This is a genomic window from Veillonella sp. 6_1_27 (assembly GCF_000163735.1).
Taxonomy (GTDB): Bacteria; Bacillota; Negativicutes; order Veillonellales; family Veillonellaceae; genus Veillonella; species Veillonella parvula_A.
This window is the reverse complement of record NZ_GG770218.1, coordinates 118,665-136,963: the sequence shown is the minus strand read 5'-3', so window position 1 is coordinate 136,963 and position 18,299 is coordinate 118,665. Positions and strand designations below refer to the sequence as shown.

The following is an 18,299-nucleotide window of genomic DNA, read 5'->3' as shown; positions in this document are numbered from 1 at the left end:
CGAAGTGAAATCCACAGGCTTCGACGCAATCCTCCAGACGTGTACTTTGAGTATGGGACGCAACATATAATAAAACATTAAGCAGAATGTGCAACAAATATATATACTTCTATGTGGTTTTCAGAGTACAAACTCTGACAGATTCAGTGGCGATGGCTATGAGGATCCACCTGTTCCCATCTCGAACACAGTAGTTAAGCTCATAAACGCCGAAAGTACTTGGCTGGAGACGGCCTGGGAGGATAGGAAGCTGCTGATTGAAGCAAAGGCACACCTGAGGGTGTGTCTTTTTTTTGTATGGCTTCCTATCCTCCCAGGGGACCTGGTAAGCAGGGCAGTAAAAGTAGGGCAGTAGAAGATGGAGGAGCAACGCGACGACAGATTCACTGCATCACTTTCTTCCGAACGTAAGATTTACCAAACTGCGAAGCAGTGAAGGGAAATCCACAGTGAGGAAGCAAGTAGGGAAAGTTAAAGGTAATAAGAATTAAGCGACGATAGATTCATTGCATCAACAGTTTTTATATTAATCTTATGAGGGATTTTCTTGATAATAGCCACTTATATGTGGTATTCTCATTATGTATGTAAGTCGATGGGAGTGATTATTTTATATGTATAAATATGGCAAGAGCTGTATTAAAAAGTTGTTATATTGTATTGCAATATGTATTGCAATTTTAGCGGTTTCTATTGGGGCTATGTGGGGACTGTCTTCAAATTATAAGTTATATGGTGTACCGGTACTTAATTATCATCAAATAAATGATGAGAAACACTCCGCTTTAACATTGCATGTGGATCAGTTTAAGGAGCAGATGGAATACCTCCATAATCATGGATATCATACGATATCATTGGATCAATTGTATGAGTATTTGCAAAATGGTACGGAGTTACCAGAGAAGCCAATCGTAATAACATTTGACGATGGTTATGTAGATAATTATGAACATGCATTGCCTATATTAAAAGCATATAATATGAAAGCTACTTTGTTCATGATTAGTGACGCAGCCAATACGCCTGGTTTTGTAAATACAGCACAAATGCGTCAAATGGAGACGGCAGGATTTGATATTCAAGGGCATACAAATCATCATAAGATACTAACTCATATGGATCCTACAGAATTGCCTGATGCCATTCTTGGTGGTAAAACATCTATGGAAGGTATTTTAGGAGAACCTATCAATTATTTGGCGTATCCTGGTGGTTTTAATGATATGCTCGTTCAATATGTTACTAAACAGTCTGGGTATAAAATGGCTTTCACAGTTCAACCAGGAACAGTAAAGCCAGGGGATAATTTATATGCTCTAAATCGACTAGCTGTATTCCAAGGAGATACACCGTATTTATCTTTCTGGTTGCGCCTACATTGTGCACCGCTTATTAAGTATACATGGGCATTGCGTGATACATTACGCGATAATGGATGGCCGATATTGGCGTCTATTGTGCCTTTATTTTAGGAGGAACTATGTCTTACGAAGTTGTAGCAAGACCATTACGTGTTGCAGTATTAACTGTATCTGATACTCGTACATTAGAAACTGATAAAGGAGGCAACAAAGTTCAAGAATTTTTGGAAGCAGCAAATCATATTGTAGCAGATCGAAAAATTGTAATTGATGATTGTGAGGCTATAATAAATGCTATGATTCCATGGTGTAATGATGAGTCTATTGATGTCATTATATCTACCGGGGGAACTGGTATTGCTATGAGAGATGTTACCATCGAGGCGGTAAATAGCTTATATGAAAAGCATATCCCAGGTTTTGGTGAAATCTTTAGATATTTATCCTATACGGAGGATATTGGAACAAAAGCAATGGCATCTCGTGCAGAAGCTGGTGTTAATAACAATACTTTAATGTTCTCCGTTCCTGGGTCTGTTGGGGCCGTCACCTTGGCGATGAGCAAACTAATCATTCCTGAAATGGGCCATTTGGTGCGAGAAATTACAAAATAATACATATATTGAGACTGTTCTTTTGAGAGCAGTCTTTTTATATATGATGACAATCAATATTTGATGGATATAAAAGTAGGTAATTGATTCATAAAATATGAGCATGAGAAGTAAGTGAATTAATTTATTCTGTTTAAAACAATACCATTGCAGTATTGTTTTATTTCATTTATACTAGATTTAGTAATACGTTTGTCCGAGTGCATGAGAAAGGAGACTTTATGAAGTTAAATCAGGCCACGGATTATGCATTTCGCATGGTCTTGCATATGGCGCTACTACCTTCGGGCTCGAAGGTAACTGGTGCTGTATTGGCTGAGCAAGAGTTGATTCCAGAACGCTTTTTGCTCAAGATTATGCGTAGTCTCATTGCAGCAGGAATTATGAAATCTTTCCGAGGGGTAGATGGCGGGTTTGCTCTGAATCGAAGCCCTCAAGAGATCTCGTTGCTTGATGTAATTAGAGCAGTAGAAGGGGATGCGTATTTACAACGTTGTTTATATGATGTAGGTTCTTGCTCTAAGTCTTGTAAGGGGCATTGCGCTATAAATGAAGCAATGGGCGTGATTCAGCATCAATTGATTAATCAGTTGGAAGCAGTTAATTTTAAGACCCTTGCCCAACGAAAACAGTTGATTATTGCTGAGGCTTGAGCTTTTTTACAGTCGCAATGATGCAAGGTTTTTTGTAAAAGCTCGTCAAGTGATGTTAGTATTTTATTCTAAGGAGGAAAACACATGTTTGAAGCTGTAGATTTAGCCCGATTGCAATTCGCGCTAACATCTATCTATCACTGGTTATTTGTGCCGTTCACACTAGGTATGACAGTGACTGTTGCTGCTTTAGAGTGGACCTATGTGTCGACTGGTAAAGAAGTATACAAAAAAATGGCTAAGTTCTGGGGGAAATTGTTCCTAATTAACTTTGCCATGGGTGTGGTGACTGGTATTGTTCAGGAATTCCATTTCGGTATGAACTGGGCAGAATATTCTCGTTTTATGGGTGACATTTTTGGTGCCCCATTGGCCCTTGAAGCATTAATGGCATTTTTCTTGGAATCTACATTCATGGGCGTTTGGATTTTCGGTTGGGACCGCTTACATAAATGTGTTCACGCCCTTGTAGCTACATTTGTAGCGTTAGGTACTAACTTATCTGCGTTCTGGATTCTCGTAGCCAACTCCTTTATGCAACATCCTGTAGGCTTTGTATTACGCAATGGCCGTGCAGAGATGGAAAATTTCCTGACCATCGTTCAAAATGGCTATGTACCTGGACAATTTTTCCATATCGTATTGAATGGTTTATTAACAGCTGGTGTAATTATTATGGCAATCAGTGCATGGCACTTATTGCGTAATAATGCGACAGAGTTCTACCGCCGCTCCGCTAAATGGGGCATGGTTATCGCACTTGTATTTGGTACTTTAGGTGCATTAGCTGGTCATCATCAAGGTCAATACATCACAAAAGTACAACCTATGAAAATGGCTGCTATGGAAGCGTTGTGGGAAACACAAGATCCAGCGCCATTCTCTTTGGTAGCTAATATTGATACTAAAGCACAAAAGAATACAGGTGCTCTTGAAATTCCTGGTGGTTTATCCTTCTTGACTCAAAACTCCTTTACGTCTGGTAAGGTAGAAGGTATCAAAGACCTTCAAGCAAAAGCGGAGGCTCAATATGGCCCTGGCAACTATATTCCAGATGTTCCAGCAATCTTCTGGACATTCCGTGTCATGGTAGCATCCGGTTCTCTTATGTTACTTGTTGCCTTTGTAGGTCTTATCCTAAATGCAAAAGACAAGCTTGTTGAAAATCGTACATTCTTAAAAATTATGTTCTGGATGTTGCCATTGCCATTCATCGCTCACTCCACTGGTTGGTTTGTAGCGGAAGCAGGTCGTCAACCATGGCTTGTATATGGTTTGCAATTGACTGCAGATGGTGCGTCTAAATCCGTAACGGCTCCAGAAATTATGACTACAATCATCGGCTTTACACTTGTGTATATCGTGGCTGCTATCGCGGCTATCTACCTGGCTGTAGAACACATTAAAAAAGGTCCAGATGGAAATCCATCTCATGATGTAGTTGAAAAAGAGGAGGCAAGATTATGGAATTAATTTTTAATAACCTTGAAGTGGTATGGTTTATCTTAATTACTGTACTATTCGCTGGCTTCTTCTTATTAGAAGGTTTTGACTATGGTACTGGTATTTTGTTGCCATTCATTGGTAAAACTGACGTTGAACGTCGACAAATGATCAATGCCTTAGGTCCAGTGTGGGATGGTAATGAAGTCTGGATGATTACTGCCGGAGGGGCATTATTCGCATCCTTCCCTCACGTGTATGCTACATTGTTTAGTGGATTCTACTTGGCTCTATTTTTGATGCTTGCAGCTCTTATTATTCGTGGTGTATCCTTTGAATTCCGTTCTAAGAGCCCTAATTTGTTATGGCGTAAAACATTCGACTACTGCATCTTCTTTGGTTCCTTGATTCCTGCACTATTGTGGGGTGTTACAGTAGGTAACTTGATTCAAGGTACTCCAATTGATGCAAGTATGACATATGTTGGTACTTTTTCTGATTTATTAAGTCCATACACCATACTTTGTGGTATTGCGTTCATTTTGGTATTTACATACCATGGTGGTTTATTTACTTCTATTAAAACAGCTGGTGCTGTTTCTGAGCGCGCTCGTGCGGCATCCTTGGTAGTAGGTGTTCCTACAGCTATCGGTGCATTGGCATTGGTAGGTGCAACTTACGTGTATACAGATTTGTTTAATTCTGTATTAGCTATAGTTTGCTTTGCATTAGCTATCATGTCCTTCCTCATTTCTTGGGGTGCAGCACGCACTCGAAATACAAAATGGGGTTTCTTATTCAGTTGTTTATCTGTTATTTCTGTAACAGCTGCATACTTTGCAGGTTTGTTCCCTCGCATCATGGTTTCTTCTTTGAATCCTGAGTGGAGCTTGACTATTACTAATGCAGCTAACTCTACTTATACGTTGACTTTGATGACTTGTGTAGCCTTCGTATTTGTGCCAATTATTTTGGTTTACCAATCTTGGGTATATTGGACATTCCGTCATCGTGTAACAGAAAAAGATTTACACTATTAATAGTATAGCTTTACAACTTATGTAAGTTGTAAAAATTAGGTCTTAATGTGAGGCGTGCCGTAGCGGCACGCCTCTTTTTTATGGTAAGATGAATATAATATTGATAAATTTAGATTCACTTGGACTCTTGTAGGCTTAGTAATAGGGATTTAAATTTGTTTGAGTTTATATATTTAAATAGATTTACCGTAGAGGATAGTATGATACAGCGTACCGCATTTAAAGCGCTGCTAGAACATAAAGGACCGCTTGTGCTACTCGGCTTAACCTGTTTAGTAGAAAGTCTGTCCATTGTTGGGCAAGCCTGGTTCTTTGGAACCTTAATAAATAATCTTATATTTTTGGAGCATACACTAGCTGACGAAACGAACACCATTATTTATTTGTTTATTGCTATTATTGTGAGATTGGTGGCTCATTATGTTCAAGAGGCGGTAGCAAATTATTTGGGAAGTGCTGTAAAAGCATCCTTTAGAGAACGCTCTTTGGCGCATATGTTTAAGCTCGGTATACAGCATAAGGAACGTCATGGCGATGTCATCCATATGCTTACCGATGGTTTAGAACAAGTAGATGCTTACATAGCACGTTACATTCCGCAGATTTTATATGCTATTATGATTCCTCTTATTATGGGGATTGCCATTGTAAATACATTGCCAATAATTGGTATTATTTTGATTGTTACGGTGCCTTTAATTCCATTTTTTATGATATTGATTGGGAAGCAAGCTGATCGATTAAATAAGGAACAATGGGAACGTATGAGTTTCCTATCGGGGCATTTTTTAGATGTACTACAAGGGATTACTACGCTAAAGCTCTTTGGCCGTGCAAAGGATCAAATCAAGGTTATTGGTCGATTATCTCAAGAGTTTAAAGATTCCACTTTACGCGTGTTGCGCGTAGCCTTTTTATCTGCATTAGTACTTGAATTAGTGAGTACAATTAGTACTGCTCTGATTGCGGTATATTTAGGTCTAACCTTATTAGATGGTGAAGTCACATTCTTTTCAGCCTTCTTTATTTTGTTGTTAGCGCCGGAGTTCTATACTCCATTTAGACAATTGGGGGCAGCTTTCCACACAGGGATGGCAGGAAAAACATCTATTCTGAAGTATGAAGAATTCATGCAGCGCCCACCTTCTTTACCAGTAGGTGGTGAGTCTAAACTTGATAAGCCTATACAGGAAATTGCTATTAAAGATTTAACTTTCACCTATAAAAATAGTGAGAATGGGGTACACCACATTACTCTGCAGGCTGAACGTAATGCACCTATTATGCTCGTTGGTGAAAGCGGAGCTGGTAAATCTACTATGGCCCATATTGTTGGAGGGTTTTTACAGGCTCCGAAAGGAACAGTTACTATCGATGGCATTGATATATGTGATTTAGATATCAACTGGTGGCGTCAGCAAATTATCTATGTATCTCAACATCCACATATTATGAAAGGGTCCTTGCGAGAGGTCTTATCCTTTGGTATGGATGTAAGTGATGCAGAGATTCTTGATGCGTGCAAAGAAGTTCAGCTATTAGATGTTATTAATCGAGAACAAGATGGGCTTGATGCGGTTATCGGTGAAGGTGGGTTAGGTCTTAGTGGAGGCGAGCGGCAACGTATTGCTTTAGCTCGTGCATTCCTCCGGAAGGGTCAAGTATTGATTCTTGATGAAGTGACAGCACATCTAGATGTAAAAACAGAAGCTATTATAAGTACAGCTATTCAGCGTTTGATGGAAAATAAGGTTGCCATCATTATTGGGCATCGATTACAAACTATGCATTGGGCATCTAAGCTATATGTCTTGAAAAATGGATCAATTCTTCAAGAAGGTTCTTATCATGACCTACTTGAAGAAGAGGGGTATTTTAAAGACCTTGTTACATCTGGCTTAGGGCAATTATCAGCAACTCTTGAAGAACCATTGTATATTGGAAAACAATTTGATTCAGAGAATACATTGGTCGTAGATACACCTATCAATAGTACAGAGCATTTTGTTAAATTTGTTAAATATACTGAGACCTTTAAAGATAATGCAAAAGGTTCTAATATGGGCTTACAAGGTTGGAAATTGTTGTTTTCTGTATTGAGTCCCGCTAAGTGGTCATTAGTATTGGCCTTGCTATTTACATTCTTAACAGTGTTTATGAATGTTGGGCTTTTGACAGTATCCTCTTGGCTATTGGCATCTGCCGCACTGCAACCAGGACTTACTTATTTAAGTCTTGCAATCGTAGGAGTTCGATTCTTCGGTGTTAGTCGTGCTGTATGTCGTTATTTTGAGCGCTATACATCTCATCGCATGGCATTCCAAGGACTCTATGGCTTGCGCTTGTGGTTTTATGCTCATTTGGAACCATTGGCACCTGCTATACTCAAACGGTTTGGGGCAGGTGATATGTTGGGACGCATCATGGGGGATATAGAGGTATTACAATTCTTCTACTTGCGCACTTTGATTCCACCCGTAGCAGCCGTTGCCTTGACTATATTGATTGCATATGGAGTTTCTACAATTGACAATAGTTTGATTATACCTATTCTTTTGTCGGCCTTCGTATTAGGTGTAATAGTACCTTTGGTTGTTTATTCGTATAATAAAGAATCTTTACGTACGATTGGGCCCCAACAAGGCGATTATAAAGCGCTTTTAAGTGATACTATGGATAGTTTGGAAGATGTGATTAGTTATGGCAATGAAGACATGGTATATAAGCGTATTCAGCATATGATGCGCAATGTAGATGCTCAAAAAGGTACTATTGAGCGAGGCATGAATATGGGTAATACACTATTCATGGGCGGCGTTCAGTTAACTGTAGTTATTGTAGCTATTATGGCTTCTAATGCGTTAACAGGTGCTTGGGCTAGTGTTATGGTAGCGGTGGCTGCCATTGGCACACAGGCTTGGTTTGAAGCGTTACAGCCTATGATTGCTGCTGTTCATCATGGTGCAGAAAGTAAAGTTGCTACAAGTCGTCTCATGGCTCTCAGTAATGAACCGATATCTATTGTAGAACCTATATCACCAGAATCATTTAACCCTAATGATGATATTATTTTTACAGATGTATCCTTTGGTTATGATGAATATCGCCATATTTATGAGAATCTCAGACTACATATTCAGCAAGGGAAATCCATTGCTATCGTTGGTGCTAGTGGGTCTGGCAAGACGACATTATTTAATATGCTTGAGAGGTTATATGATTATGGTGGATCCATTCGTATAGGCTCGGTGGAGTTGAAAGATATTTCAATTGATACTTGGCGTAATGCATTGGGGACTATAACTCAAGATACGTATATTTTTAATGCTTCCTTTAAGGATAATATACGCCTTGCAAGACCTGAAGCTTCTATGGCGGATTTAGATCAAGCCATTAACCGTGCATCATTGCGATCGGTAGTTGAAAAATTACCAGAAGGTATGAATACGATTGTAGGGAGTGGAGGGCAAGGTTTGAGTGGTGGTGAACGTCAAAGAGTTGCATTAGCTAGATTGTTCTTGCGGAATCCTAAAATCGTTTTATTAGATGAACCTTTAGAAGGCTTGGATCAAGTAACAAGAAAAGCTTTACATCGTGACTTGATGCATTATGTAGAGGGTAGGACATGTCTATATATTACGCATCAATTGGAAGGTTTAGAACAAATGGACCGGATTTTATTTATGGATAAAGGGCAAATTGTTGAAGATGGAACGTATGAAGAGCTAATGGCGCTTAAAGGTCGTTTCTATGAATACTGTTATTTATCCATGGCAAGTATTCAATAAAACTAAATATCATTTAAAGTATCTATTATTAATGCTTAATTATAGATTTGAACAATGTTTAATATTACGTTGCAATTTAAGATCTATTATGAATATTAAATTATAATATGACTAATGTTTAACTACATTAATAAGGCCCCTTTTACTATGCAAAAAGGGGCTTTAATTATATTTATATTTAATAGTATATGTAGTATACTTTTATCGATAAATCATGCAATATATGGTATAATTTTTGTGTTAAGAGCTATTATTTCACCCTTGGAGGGGTTATGACTAAAATCTTCACCAAATTACGAGCTTTGGTGGATGAAGCATTATCTGATCGAGATGCGGTGGTGGATAAGGCGCCCGTATTAGAAAAAGCACCTTTAGAACAAGATTTGTTTGACCATCGCTTATTATATATAGAAGAAGATATGGTTAATCGCATGTTGCGTGCCGCTCTTCGTAATCATTGGTTCTTTTATGCTGTAACATTTGAATTTGAACCAAACAATCAAATATTCCTATCCATTATTACAAAATGGGGGAATGTGATTAATGTGGAATTCACCTTAGAGGATTTATGGTTCGATGATTATTCATCATCCTTTGCCATTCGTTTAGATACAAATAATATAGATACAGGTGGGTTTATTTTGAACTCTATTTTACACTTGTTGGGTAACTGGTGTCTAAGTCTCTTCGGTATTTTCTTTAACCCTATTGCATTAGGTGAAAAAGGATCTACTGTACGCTTTGAGAAGAAGGGTATAATTCAGTTTGACTTATTACCTAATACACAAGTGAAGAAATTTATACCCATGCCTGAGCGCCATATTGGTAGTAATGGACCCGTTCTCTTGGGTAACCCGCGTACCAGTCAATCTGTGTTACAGTTGGATTACTATGCATTCCATGATCCTGTAGATACTTTTACAGTACCTGATGTGCCAACTCGTACTAGCTGGCTTCGTTCTATCGATATTGCAGCGGTTCTTTTATTGCCAATAGGTGTATGGATTACTTTTATTATCTTGCATCACTACTTACCAACAGAAACATTGGAATTTTCATTCTCTACATACTTTTTAATTTCCTTAGGGATTTTTATCATTTCCTTCTTGGTTATGAATATTCCTCGGTATTTGTACATGTATTTTGATTCTCGCAAACAGTGGCAAAGTGCATTTGTACATAACAATATTAAAATTCAAATGCGTAAACTACACCGACGCATCTTCATGCAACAAGCTACATTGACAGCTGATTGTGATGAGTATACTGCTAATGAAAGCCAAGAGCGAATTAAACACCTTTTGTTGCAAATTCGAGATAAACGATTCCTTGCAAATCGACTTAAAATTGCAGATGATGATAGAGCGCGTAAACAAAAGGTTAAGTTTATTATTGCATATATAGGTTGTACTTTGATTGAGTTGATGTTGTTAATGAACTAATATTGTAAAAACAGAAGACATAATAAAAACGTATCTCTTTGATATGTACTCTCTTTACTGGTTGTCCAGTAAAGAAGGTATATATTACTTATAGAGATACGTTTTTTATTGTAGGGTGTTAATTTTTAATTATCGCTTTTTGCGTCGCTTACGAACTGTTTTTCGACCTTCTTGTTTTTTGTTAGATATAGGAGTCTGTATTGGTTCATAAACTGTCCGATTTACAGTCATAAATGGAGGGTTGCCATATTGATTAGGCTCAGGTTGTCCTGGCAATACCCAGAATAGGAAGCCGATGAGCCATATAAAAAGCTCTAGCATGTAATTGAATGGAGATACGGCAGAGTAGGTATTGATGAAAATCATGATTACCGACCAGAGGATTCCTGCCCATGCATTGAAGCCGATGTCGTGAATACGACGGCCAAATAAGACACAAGATAAAGGAAAGAGGGTTGCCAATAAGAGCCAAATAATGACCCTAGTCAACCAATATGCTGGTAGTGATACAACAAAGTCCAAGAATATGTTATCGATGTAGTGGACAATATGAAATAAAATCATTAAAGCGATGAAGCATATGATAAATTGTAGTCGATTTAACCGTCCCGTTAAGTTAAAAATCGATAAACCCATGCGACGTCCTTGGAATGCAATGAGTAAACCGATGGTACATATGAGCAGTGTTCGTAATACAACATAAAGTAAATCCATAAGTTCCCCTTTATTTATAGCTTATAGTTGAGTTAATTCTGGCAAAACTAACTCAAATGCGACTCCCTGTTTTAGTGATTGTACTGTATCTAACGTTGCTTGAATCGCTTTGGTAGTAAAATTCATTGCCAGTTCTGCCGCATCATAAGGAGAATATCCCCTCATTACAGCACCAGATAATACAGCAGTAAAAATATCTCCTGTCCCTGTAGCTTTTACAGGAACCAGAGGTATAGAGTATGTTTTTAAAAAGTCTGTAGGTCCATCATAGACCGCAATAACAGCATGTGTTTTCGATGGGACGCTGGTCATGATAACCATTTCAGGGCCCATGTGATGTAATTGTTTACATCGCTCACGTAATTCATCTTCGCTAATAGGATTTGTTGAGAATGGAATATCTAATAAGAAGCATGCCTCAGTATAGTTTGGCTTTACGATGTGGGCCTTAGATACAAGTTGGCGCATAGCTACAACCATATCAGGAGTATAAATGGAATAGAGGCGACCATCATCGGCCATTGCGGGATCGACGATAACCATCTGACCATTAGAGGCAAATCGATCGATTGCTTCTTCAACGAGGTGAATTTGTTCTGGTGATGCCAAGAATCCACTTACGATAGCGTGAAAGTCAATTTCGTTTTTATCCCAGCAGTCCATAAAATCTCTCATATGAGCAGATAAATCAACGAATTCATAGTGTGGATACTCTAAGTGATTGCTTAGTACCGCTGTCGCCAAAGGAACCGCCTGACAGCGCATGGCACTGATGATAGGAATCATAACGGTAAGGGCACAGCGTCCGATAGAGCTCATGTCTTGAATTGTTAAAACTCTAGGTACTGCTATCATAGACACCTCCAAATAATCATATATTTTATTGTACGTTATGTGAGCCTTTCTGTAAATGTAATGATGTTAATCATGAAATTAACTTCATAATGTAGTATAATAAAACGAATAGACTTTTTATGGAGGAAAGTGACAATGACGAGGTATGTATTTCGACGCCTAGGTGGCGCAATCATAATCTTATGGGTCATCATTACCGTAACATTTGCATTAATGTATGCGATACCTGGTGGGCCTTTTACAACAGAAAAGAAATTACCGCCTCAGGTGAAAGCAAGTATCGAGGCTAAATATCATCTCGATGATCCTGTATGGAAACAGTATGGAGATTATTTAGGTGGCGTCATTACAGGTGACTTGGGCCCATCATTTAAATATGAAGGCCGTAGTGTAAACGATATAATTGGTGATGCATTCCCAATTTCCGCACAGCTTGGTTTATTATCTTTAATGGTAGCTATAGTTGGTGGTATTACAGCTGGTGCGATTAGTGCCATGAGACCTAATAGCATTGTAGATTATGCGGTAACTGTATTATCTACAATAGGGATTTCGGTACCAACATTTATTATCGGTGCTGTTCTTGTGTACATAGTAGGCTTTGAATTGGGATGGTTCCCGGTAGCCTTATGGCGTGGCCCCTCTTACATGGTGTTACCTGTGTTGACATTAGCAGCGCAACCGATGGCATTTATTGCTCGTTTAACGCGCAGTGGTTTACTTGACGTGTATCAACAAGAATACATTCGTACAGCTCGCGCAAAAGGTCTAGGTTCTTGGACCATTTTGACACGTCATGCCCTTGGCAATGCAATTTTGCCAGTTATTACGTACTTAGGTCCATTGGCAGCTAGTTTGTTAACAGGCAGCTTTATCGTAGAAACAATTTTTGCGATTCCTGGTCTAGGTCAGTATTTTGTAACATCTATTTATAACCGAGACTATACGGTTATTCTTGGTATTACGATTTTCTATAGTGCGCTTGTAGTATTTCTTAATATTTTGGTGGACATGATTTATCCATTAATCGATCCACGAGTTACAACGGAGGAGGGGACAGATGAATAAGGAAGACTTTTTACCTATTGAACGAGCCCCTCAAGAAGAGATTACTAGCTTTATAAAACGTCCTAGTAAATGGGAACGATTTAAGGTAAATCGTTTAGCTGTAGTTGGTGCAACCATCATTATTGTGATGATGGTGCTTGCTATTCTAGGCCCACTTATTTCACCTTATACCTATGCGGACCAATCCTTAATTGATGCGAACCAAAGTCCAAGCTTTAGCCATTGGTTTGGTACGGATACATTGGGCCGTGATATCTATACACGTGTTATGTACGGCGCTCGTATTTCCTTAACCATTGGTTTTGTAGCAGCTTTTATTAATCTTGTGATTGGCGTTGCCTATGGCGGCATTGCGGGTTATATAGGTGGCAAGGTAGACCGTATCATGATGGGGATCGTAGATGTTTTGTATGGTATTCCACTTTTACTATACGTAATCTTATTGATGGTTGTACTTGGACCTGGGCTAATCTCTATTTTTGTAGCGTTGGGGATTGCGTATTGGCTTAATATGGCCCGTATCGTACGCAGCCAAATTTTGAAAGTTAAAAACGAAGAATACATCATTGCAGCAGAAGCTATGGGTATTCCTAAGCGTCGAATTTTATTACGTCATATTTTACCAAACTGTGTAGGACCGATCATTATTACTTTAACATTGGCCATTCCTGAGGCTATTTTTACAGAAGCATTTCTTAGTTTTATCGGCTTAGGTGTAAATGCACCTATGGCGAGCTGGGGCGTACTAGCTTCTGAAGGTATTAGTAGCATGCGCTCTTATCCGTTCCAATTGATTTTCCCAGCTGTTGCTATTAGTATTACCATGCTTGGTTTCGCATTTTTTGGCGACGGTTTACGTAATGTATTAGACCCTAAGGAAGGAGATAGATAATGAATAATGCTATTGTTGATGTACGTAATGTATCTATTACCATCAATACCTTCCAAGGTCCGTTGCGAGTTATTCGCAATCAAGATATTTCTTTATACCCTGGTGAGATTTTAGGTATAGTCGGGGAATCTGGGTGTGGTAAATCCGTTTTAGTTAACTCTTTAATGGGCTTATTGCCATATGGTAAAACTAAAATTAAAGCGGATACATTCATGATTGATGGTCATGATTGTTTAGGATTTACTGAAGATGATTGGAATGAACTTCGTGGTACGACGGTTGCCATGGTGTTCCAAGATCCTATGACCTCCTTGAATCCTATCATGACCATTGGAGAGCAAATGTATGAGGTTATCCGTCGTACAAATGCGTATGGTGAAGATTACGATGAAAGGGCCATTGCCATCGATTTATTGAAGAAGATGGGGCTGTCTACACCGGAACGCCGGTTATCTCAATATCCTCATGAGTTGAGCGGTGGAATGCGCCAACGCGTATGTATTGCTATGGCAGTGGCCGGTCGTCCCAAGATTTTAATTTGTGATGAGCCCACAACAGCTCTTGATATTACTACAGAGGCACAAATTTTGCGCCTTATGCAAACATTAGCCGTAGAGGCTGGCATAGGGATTATCTTTATCTCTCATAACCTACGTGTTATTGCTCAAATTTGTGATCGGGTTATGGTTATGTACGCAGGTAAATGTGTTGAGTCTGCTACAGTAGATGGTATTTTTAGCGAGCCTCGTCATCCATATACTTTGGGGCTGTTGCTTGCATTGCCTCAAGGTAAATGGCACGGCGAATTGAAGGCTGTTGAAGGTCAACCACCTGATCTATTTGATTTACCTCGTGGATGCGCATTTAATCCTCGTTGTAAATGGGCTATGCGAATCTGTGGTAGTCGGGTTCCGATGGTTACAAATGTTGGTGAAAGTCACCAGTTTACATGTTGGTTAGCTAAGTTGGAGGGACTTTAATGAGTTACGTATGGGAGACTGACAATCTCGTTAAAGAGTTCACCCTGTCAGGCGGCTTATTTAAGCCAAAACAAACGGTACATGCCGTACAAGGCGTGAGTCTATATCAATCACCAGGGGAAACCCTAGGTATCGTAGGTGAATCTGGATGTGGTAAATCTACATTTGGTTACACTTTGATGGGTTTATATCAAGCTACATCTGGTTCTATTTATATGAATGGTCGACATATCAACCCTTATGTGGATAGAGAGTCTGTTCACCCGGTGATGCAAATGGTATTTCAAAATCCTTATGCATCCCTTAATCCGCGGCTTACGGTTAATGCGATTTTAGAGGAGCCTTTAGAACTGGATCCAAAGTATACACCTCGAGATCGCGTGATTCGTGTAAAAGAGGTGCTTGACCAAGTTGGCTTAAATATGTCATTTGGTGAGCGTTATGCTCATGAACTATCTGGTGGGCAACGTCAACGTATCGGCATTGCACGGGCTCTTATTATGGAGCCTCAATGTATCATCTGTGATGAGCCGATTTCTGCGTTAGATGTATCTATCCAAGTGCAAATTATGACATTACTAGAACGGTTACAAGAACAACATGGTATTTCGTACCTCTTTATTTCTCATGATTTAAATATGGTGCGCTACATTAGTCATCGCATGGTTGTTATGTATTTAGGTGCCGTCATGGAAGAAGGTCCTGCATTGGACTTATATGAATTCCCTCAGCATCCGTATACCCGTGCATTGACGGCCTTAAATGGTCCAGTTATGCCACATGCACCAATTGGGGCACCGCTTAAAGGGGATCCACCAAATCCATTAGACCCACCAAAAGGGTGTCTGTTTAGTGGTCGATGTCCAGAAGCGGAAGGTCGTTGTTTTACAGAACGTCCGCCACTTCGAGATTGGGCAGATCGCCACATCGCATGCTGGCACATATAATGGGAGAATAGTATGGAAAAACTAATTGTTGGCAAGTCCTTGGAACATCAACTAGATACAGTCATTAAAGAATTGGCACCAGCAGGGAATATATCTTATGCGGTGCTACAATTCGATGATGAAGAGGAACCAACACTCATCGCAGCTAGAGGTGAAAATACTGTACATTCTAGTGCGAGTTTAATTAAGGTACTTATCATGGAATATGTCTTTCATTTAGCTCGTACGGAGCAATTGGACATTAATGATACAGTTCCTTTATCTAGAACTCCACGCGTTGAAGGTGGCGGCGCACTACAAGAGTTAGTTGGTAAACATAGTTTTACATATCTTGAGTTATGCCGTCTCATGATGGTTCTTAGTGATAATATCGCAACAAATCTACTCATCACAGTGCTCGGCATGGAAAATATCAATGCTCGTGCAGAAAAGCTTGGTATGGATGAGATGGAGCTTAATCGCATGATGATGGACTTTAACGCCCTAGCTGAAGGTCGTGATAATCACATTACAGCTATGTCGTTAGCTCGTTTGTATAAACACATTTTTGAATGTCGTGATAGAGATGCTTATGGCCGAGAAATGTGGAATATCTTAGGTCGCCAACAATTCCGTGATATCTTACCATTTTACTGGGGAGAAGGCATACGCTTTCACCATAAAACAGGATCCCTTGATCGTGTAGAACATGATGGGGGTGTAATAGAAACATTTAGGGGTCATTTTTGTTTTATCCTTTTAATGAGCGATATCGATAATGACCGAGGTAAAGAGTTAGGCGCTCAAGTTGGGCGCATCATGAAAGAATTTGTAGAGGAAGCATTGCCATGATGGATAAACGAAACTTGTTAAAACTCATGGTCCTCGCTCTAGGGGTGAGCGTACTCTTATTCGTATTTGGGTACCCTCGTGGTGTTCAACCAATCGATGAACACACAATCCGCTATGTTATTGAGCAGGAACCATCCACATTGGATCCCGCAAAGTCTACTACCTCTCCGGAGGCTACGGTTCAACTTCAATTATTCGATGGTCTAGTTCGTTTGAATGATGAAAGTGAACCTGAAGCAGCACTTGCTAAAAATTGGGACATCTCCGATGATGGTCGTGAGTATACCTTCCATTTACGACCTAATTTAAAATGGTCCAATGGAGAGCCTTTGACGGCTTATGACTTTGAATACGCTTGGAAGCGCGTATTAGACCCTGAAGTCCATGCGGATAATGCATATATGTTATATGTATTGGAAAATGGTGAAGCTTTTAATACGGGTAAAGCTGCAGCTGAAGATGTTGGGGTTAAAGCTATTGATGAGGATACATTGGTAGTTACCTTAGAAAATCCAACGGCTTATTTCTTGAAATTATTAGCGTCTCATAGCTATTACCCAGTGAGTAAAAAAGCAGTAGAAGCTCACGAAAACTGGGCGGCTAATGCGGAAACAATAGTATCTAATGGTCCATATCGTTTACTTTCTTGGAAGCATAATGGGGAAATGGATTTCATTAAGAATCCAAACTATTGGGATGCAGAATCTGTGAAGACAGAGAAAATGAATTGGCCTATTAGTGAGTCTCAAAGTACACGCCTTACCTTAGTTGAAGGTGGCGAAGCTGATATGACGGTTGAGCCTCCTGTAGCGGATCAAAAACGTCTAGAAGAAGCCGGCCTATTACATATTGGCCCTATGCTTGGTAACTACTATTACGTATTCAATGTGAAAGCAGAACCTTTCACAGATCCAGATGTGCGTAAAGCCTTTTCTATGGTTATCAACCGTGCTAATATTGTTAATAATATTGTTAGAGGCGGTAAAGAGCCAGCTTATGCATTCGTACCATATGGTATGCTTGAAAGCAATGGTCGTGAAGACTTCCGTGAAGCTGGTAGCTATCTCGTATACGAAGATGTAGAGCAAGCCAAGGAAATCCTGAAAAAGGCTGGCTATGGCAAGAATCGTCCATTGCCGCAAATTACGATTTTGTATAATACAAGTGAATTACATAAAGCTATTGCAGAAGCGATTCAAGATGCATGGATAAATGCATTTGGCGCAGATGTACGCTTACAAAATCAAGAGACAAAGGTATTCTTGGCAGACCGTGAAGCTGGCAAGTACCAAGTAGCTCGCGCTTCTTGGGTTGCCGATTATAGCGATCCACAAAACTTTTTAGAGGTATTCTCTGCTGAAGATAACGATGGTCAGTATCATAGTGATGAGTATAATGAGTTGATTGCACGTATTCGTACAACTCCAAATGGGGCGGCTCGTGATGCGTTGATGCATGAAGCAGAAAAGATGATTTTTGATGAATCTCTTGTTATGCCGTTGTACTTTACAACACAACCATATGTGACAAACGGAACAATTCAAAATTATTTCTGGACCACATTGGGACTTGTTGACTTTAAAAAAGCATACAAATAAGATACACTTAAGACGTACACCTTGTGTACGTCTTTTGTTGTATGGGAATATTAATATATTATAAGTTAAC

Annotated in this window: 15 protein-coding genes and 1 rRNA gene; 14 read left to right on the top strand and 2 right to left on the bottom strand. The window is 39.4% G+C overall.

The features are described from left to right. Positions 1-142: 142 nt before the first annotated feature. From rrf to HMPREF0874_RS09755, 8 genes are all read left to right on the top strand, one after another. Positions 143-259 (top strand): 5S ribosomal RNA (gene rrf / locus HMPREF0874_RS09790). A gap of 355 nt (positions 260-614) precedes the next feature. Further along, on the top strand, positions 615-1,475 hold the full coding sequence (locus tag HMPREF0874_RS09785) for a polysaccharide deacetylase family protein (RefSeq protein WP_008603514.1): 861 nt from the start codon (positions 615-617) through the stop codon (positions 1,473-1,475). 8 nt (positions 1,476-1,483) lie between these two features. Continuing rightward, positions 1,484-1,978 carry a molybdenum cofactor biosynthesis protein B gene (locus HMPREF0874_RS09780; RefSeq protein ID WP_008603511.1) on the top strand — a complete coding sequence of 165 codons (495 nt, stop codon included), beginning with the start codon at positions 1,484-1,486 and terminating at the stop codon, positions 1,976-1,978. 221 nt (positions 1,979-2,199) lie between these two features. Then, positions 2,200-2,631: an Rrf2 family transcriptional regulator gene (locus tag HMPREF0874_RS09775; protein WP_008603509.1), complete on the top strand. Its 432-nt coding sequence runs from the start codon at positions 2,200-2,202 to the stop codon at positions 2,629-2,631. A gap of 84 nt (positions 2,632-2,715) precedes the next feature. Beyond that, the gene (locus HMPREF0874_RS09770; RefSeq protein WP_004695363.1) at positions 2,716-4,104 is read left to right on the top strand and encodes a cytochrome ubiquinol oxidase subunit I; all 1,389 of its coding nucleotides are present in this window, start codon (positions 2,716-2,718) and stop codon (positions 4,102-4,104) included. Then, complete coding sequence (gene cydB / locus HMPREF0874_RS09765) at positions 4,095-5,114, top strand: cytochrome d ubiquinol oxidase subunit II (RefSeq protein WP_008603507.1); 1,020 nt, start codon at positions 4,095-4,097, stop codon at positions 5,112-5,114. Before HMPREF0874_RS09770 ends, cydB begins: the two co-directional genes overlap by 10 nt. A 200-nt stretch (positions 5,115-5,314) precedes the next feature. Further along, positions 5,315-8,902, top strand: coding sequence for a thiol reductant ABC exporter subunit CydD (cydD, locus tag HMPREF0874_RS09760; RefSeq protein WP_008603505.1), 3,588 nt, complete (start codon positions 5,315-5,317; stop codon positions 8,900-8,902). A gap of 272 nt (positions 8,903-9,174) precedes the next feature. Then, complete coding sequence (locus HMPREF0874_RS09755) at positions 9,175-10,344, top strand: hypothetical protein (protein WP_004695368.1); 1,170 nt, start codon at positions 9,175-9,177, stop codon at positions 10,342-10,344. A 129-nt stretch (positions 10,345-10,473) separates the two neighbouring features. On the opposite strand, the gene HMPREF0874_RS09750 is transcribed toward HMPREF0874_RS09755, so the two are convergent. Together HMPREF0874_RS09750 and HMPREF0874_RS09745 are read right to left on the bottom strand one after the other, a co-directional pair. After that, positions 10,474-11,058 (bottom strand): DUF805 domain-containing protein, encoded by a 585-nt coding sequence (locus HMPREF0874_RS09750; protein WP_004695370.1) that lies wholly within the window; start codon positions 11,056-11,058, stop codon positions 10,474-10,476. A 21-nt stretch (positions 11,059-11,079) separates the two neighbouring features. Then, complete coding sequence (locus HMPREF0874_RS09745; RefSeq protein WP_039965504.1) at positions 11,080-11,913, bottom strand: pyridoxamine kinase; 834 nt, start codon at positions 11,911-11,913, stop codon at positions 11,080-11,082. Positions 11,914-12,048: 135 nt separating this feature from the next. On the opposite strand from HMPREF0874_RS09745, the gene HMPREF0874_RS09740 reads away from it, so the two are divergent. The 6 genes from HMPREF0874_RS09740 to HMPREF0874_RS09715 are packed head-to-tail and all read left to right on the top strand — an operon-like array spanning position 12,049 to position 18,229. Then, the gene (locus tag HMPREF0874_RS09740; RefSeq protein ID WP_008603500.1) at positions 12,049-12,981 is read left to right on the top strand and encodes an ABC transporter permease; all 933 of its coding nucleotides are present in this window, start codon (positions 12,049-12,051) and stop codon (positions 12,979-12,981) included. Next, a complete protein-coding gene (locus tag HMPREF0874_RS09735) occupies positions 12,974-13,873 on the top strand; it encodes an ABC transporter permease (RefSeq protein ID WP_008603497.1) in 900 nt (299 codons plus the stop codon). The genes HMPREF0874_RS09740 and HMPREF0874_RS09735 overlap by 8 nt, the downstream gene beginning before the upstream one ends. Further along, a complete protein-coding gene (locus HMPREF0874_RS09730; protein WP_008603495.1) occupies positions 13,873-14,853 on the top strand; it encodes an ABC transporter ATP-binding protein in 981 nt (326 codons plus the stop codon). Before HMPREF0874_RS09735 ends, HMPREF0874_RS09730 begins: the two co-directional genes overlap by 1 nt. Next, entirely contained in the window at positions 14,853-15,800 is a 948-nt protein-coding gene (locus HMPREF0874_RS09725; protein WP_008603494.1) for an ABC transporter ATP-binding protein, read from the top strand. The genes HMPREF0874_RS09730 and HMPREF0874_RS09725 overlap by 1 nt, the downstream gene beginning before the upstream one ends. A gap of 12 nt (positions 15,801-15,812) precedes the next feature. Beyond that, positions 15,813-16,631: a serine hydrolase gene (locus HMPREF0874_RS09720; RefSeq protein ID WP_008603492.1), complete on the top strand. Its 819-nt coding sequence runs from the start codon at positions 15,813-15,815 to the stop codon at positions 16,629-16,631. Continuing rightward, positions 16,628-18,229, top strand: coding sequence for a peptide ABC transporter substrate-binding protein (locus HMPREF0874_RS09715; RefSeq protein WP_004695386.1), 1,602 nt, complete (start codon positions 16,628-16,630; stop codon positions 18,227-18,229). The genes HMPREF0874_RS09720 and HMPREF0874_RS09715 overlap by 4 nt, the downstream gene beginning before the upstream one ends. Positions 18,230-18,299 lie beyond the last annotated feature (70 nt).

Excerpts from the sequence above, each read along its gene's own strand:
- HMPREF0874_RS09715 (WP_004695386.1), top strand. The coding sequence starts at position 16,628 with ATGATGGATAAACGAAACTTGTTAAAACTCATGGTCCTCGCTCTAGGG.
- cydB (WP_008603507.1), top strand. The coding sequence starts at position 4,095 with ATGGAATTAATTTTTAATAACCTTGAAGTGGTATGGTTTATCTTAATT.
- cydD (WP_008603505.1), top strand. The coding sequence starts at position 5,315 with ATGATACAGCGTACCGCATTTAAAGCGCTGCTAGAACATAAAGGACCG.
- HMPREF0874_RS09740 (WP_008603500.1), top strand. The coding sequence starts at position 12,049 with ATGACGAGGTATGTATTTCGACGCCTAGGTGGCGCAATCATAATCTTA.
- HMPREF0874_RS09775 (WP_008603509.1), top strand. The coding sequence starts at position 2,200 with ATGAAGTTAAATCAGGCCACGGATTATGCATTTCGCATGGTCTTGCAT.
- HMPREF0874_RS09730 (WP_008603495.1), top strand. The coding sequence starts at position 13,873 with ATGAATAATGCTATTGTTGATGTACGTAATGTATCTATTACCATCAAT.
- HMPREF0874_RS09785 (WP_008603514.1), top strand. The coding sequence starts at position 615 with ATGTATAAATATGGCAAGAGCTGTATTAAAAAGTTGTTATATTGTATT.
- HMPREF0874_RS09720 (WP_008603492.1), top strand. The coding sequence starts at position 15,813 with ATGGAAAAACTAATTGTTGGCAAGTCCTTGGAACATCAACTAGATACA.
- HMPREF0874_RS09770 (WP_004695363.1), top strand. The coding sequence starts at position 2,716 with ATGTTTGAAGCTGTAGATTTAGCCCGATTGCAATTCGCGCTAACATCT.
- HMPREF0874_RS09735 (WP_008603497.1), top strand. The coding sequence starts at position 12,974 with ATGAATAAGGAAGACTTTTTACCTATTGAACGAGCCCCTCAAGAAGAG.
- HMPREF0874_RS09745 (WP_039965504.1), bottom strand. The coding sequence starts at position 11,913 with ATGATAGCAGTACCTAGAGTTTTAACAATTCAAGACATGAGCTCTATC.
- HMPREF0874_RS09780 (WP_008603511.1), top strand. The coding sequence starts at position 1,484 with ATGTCTTACGAAGTTGTAGCAAGACCATTACGTGTTGCAGTATTAACT.
- HMPREF0874_RS09755 (WP_004695368.1), top strand. The coding sequence starts at position 9,175 with ATGACTAAAATCTTCACCAAATTACGAGCTTTGGTGGATGAAGCATTA.
- HMPREF0874_RS09725 (WP_008603494.1), top strand. The coding sequence starts at position 14,853 with ATGAGTTACGTATGGGAGACTGACAATCTCGTTAAAGAGTTCACCCTG.
- HMPREF0874_RS09750 (WP_004695370.1), bottom strand. The coding sequence starts at position 11,058 with ATGGATTTACTTTATGTTGTATTACGAACACTGCTCATATGTACCATC.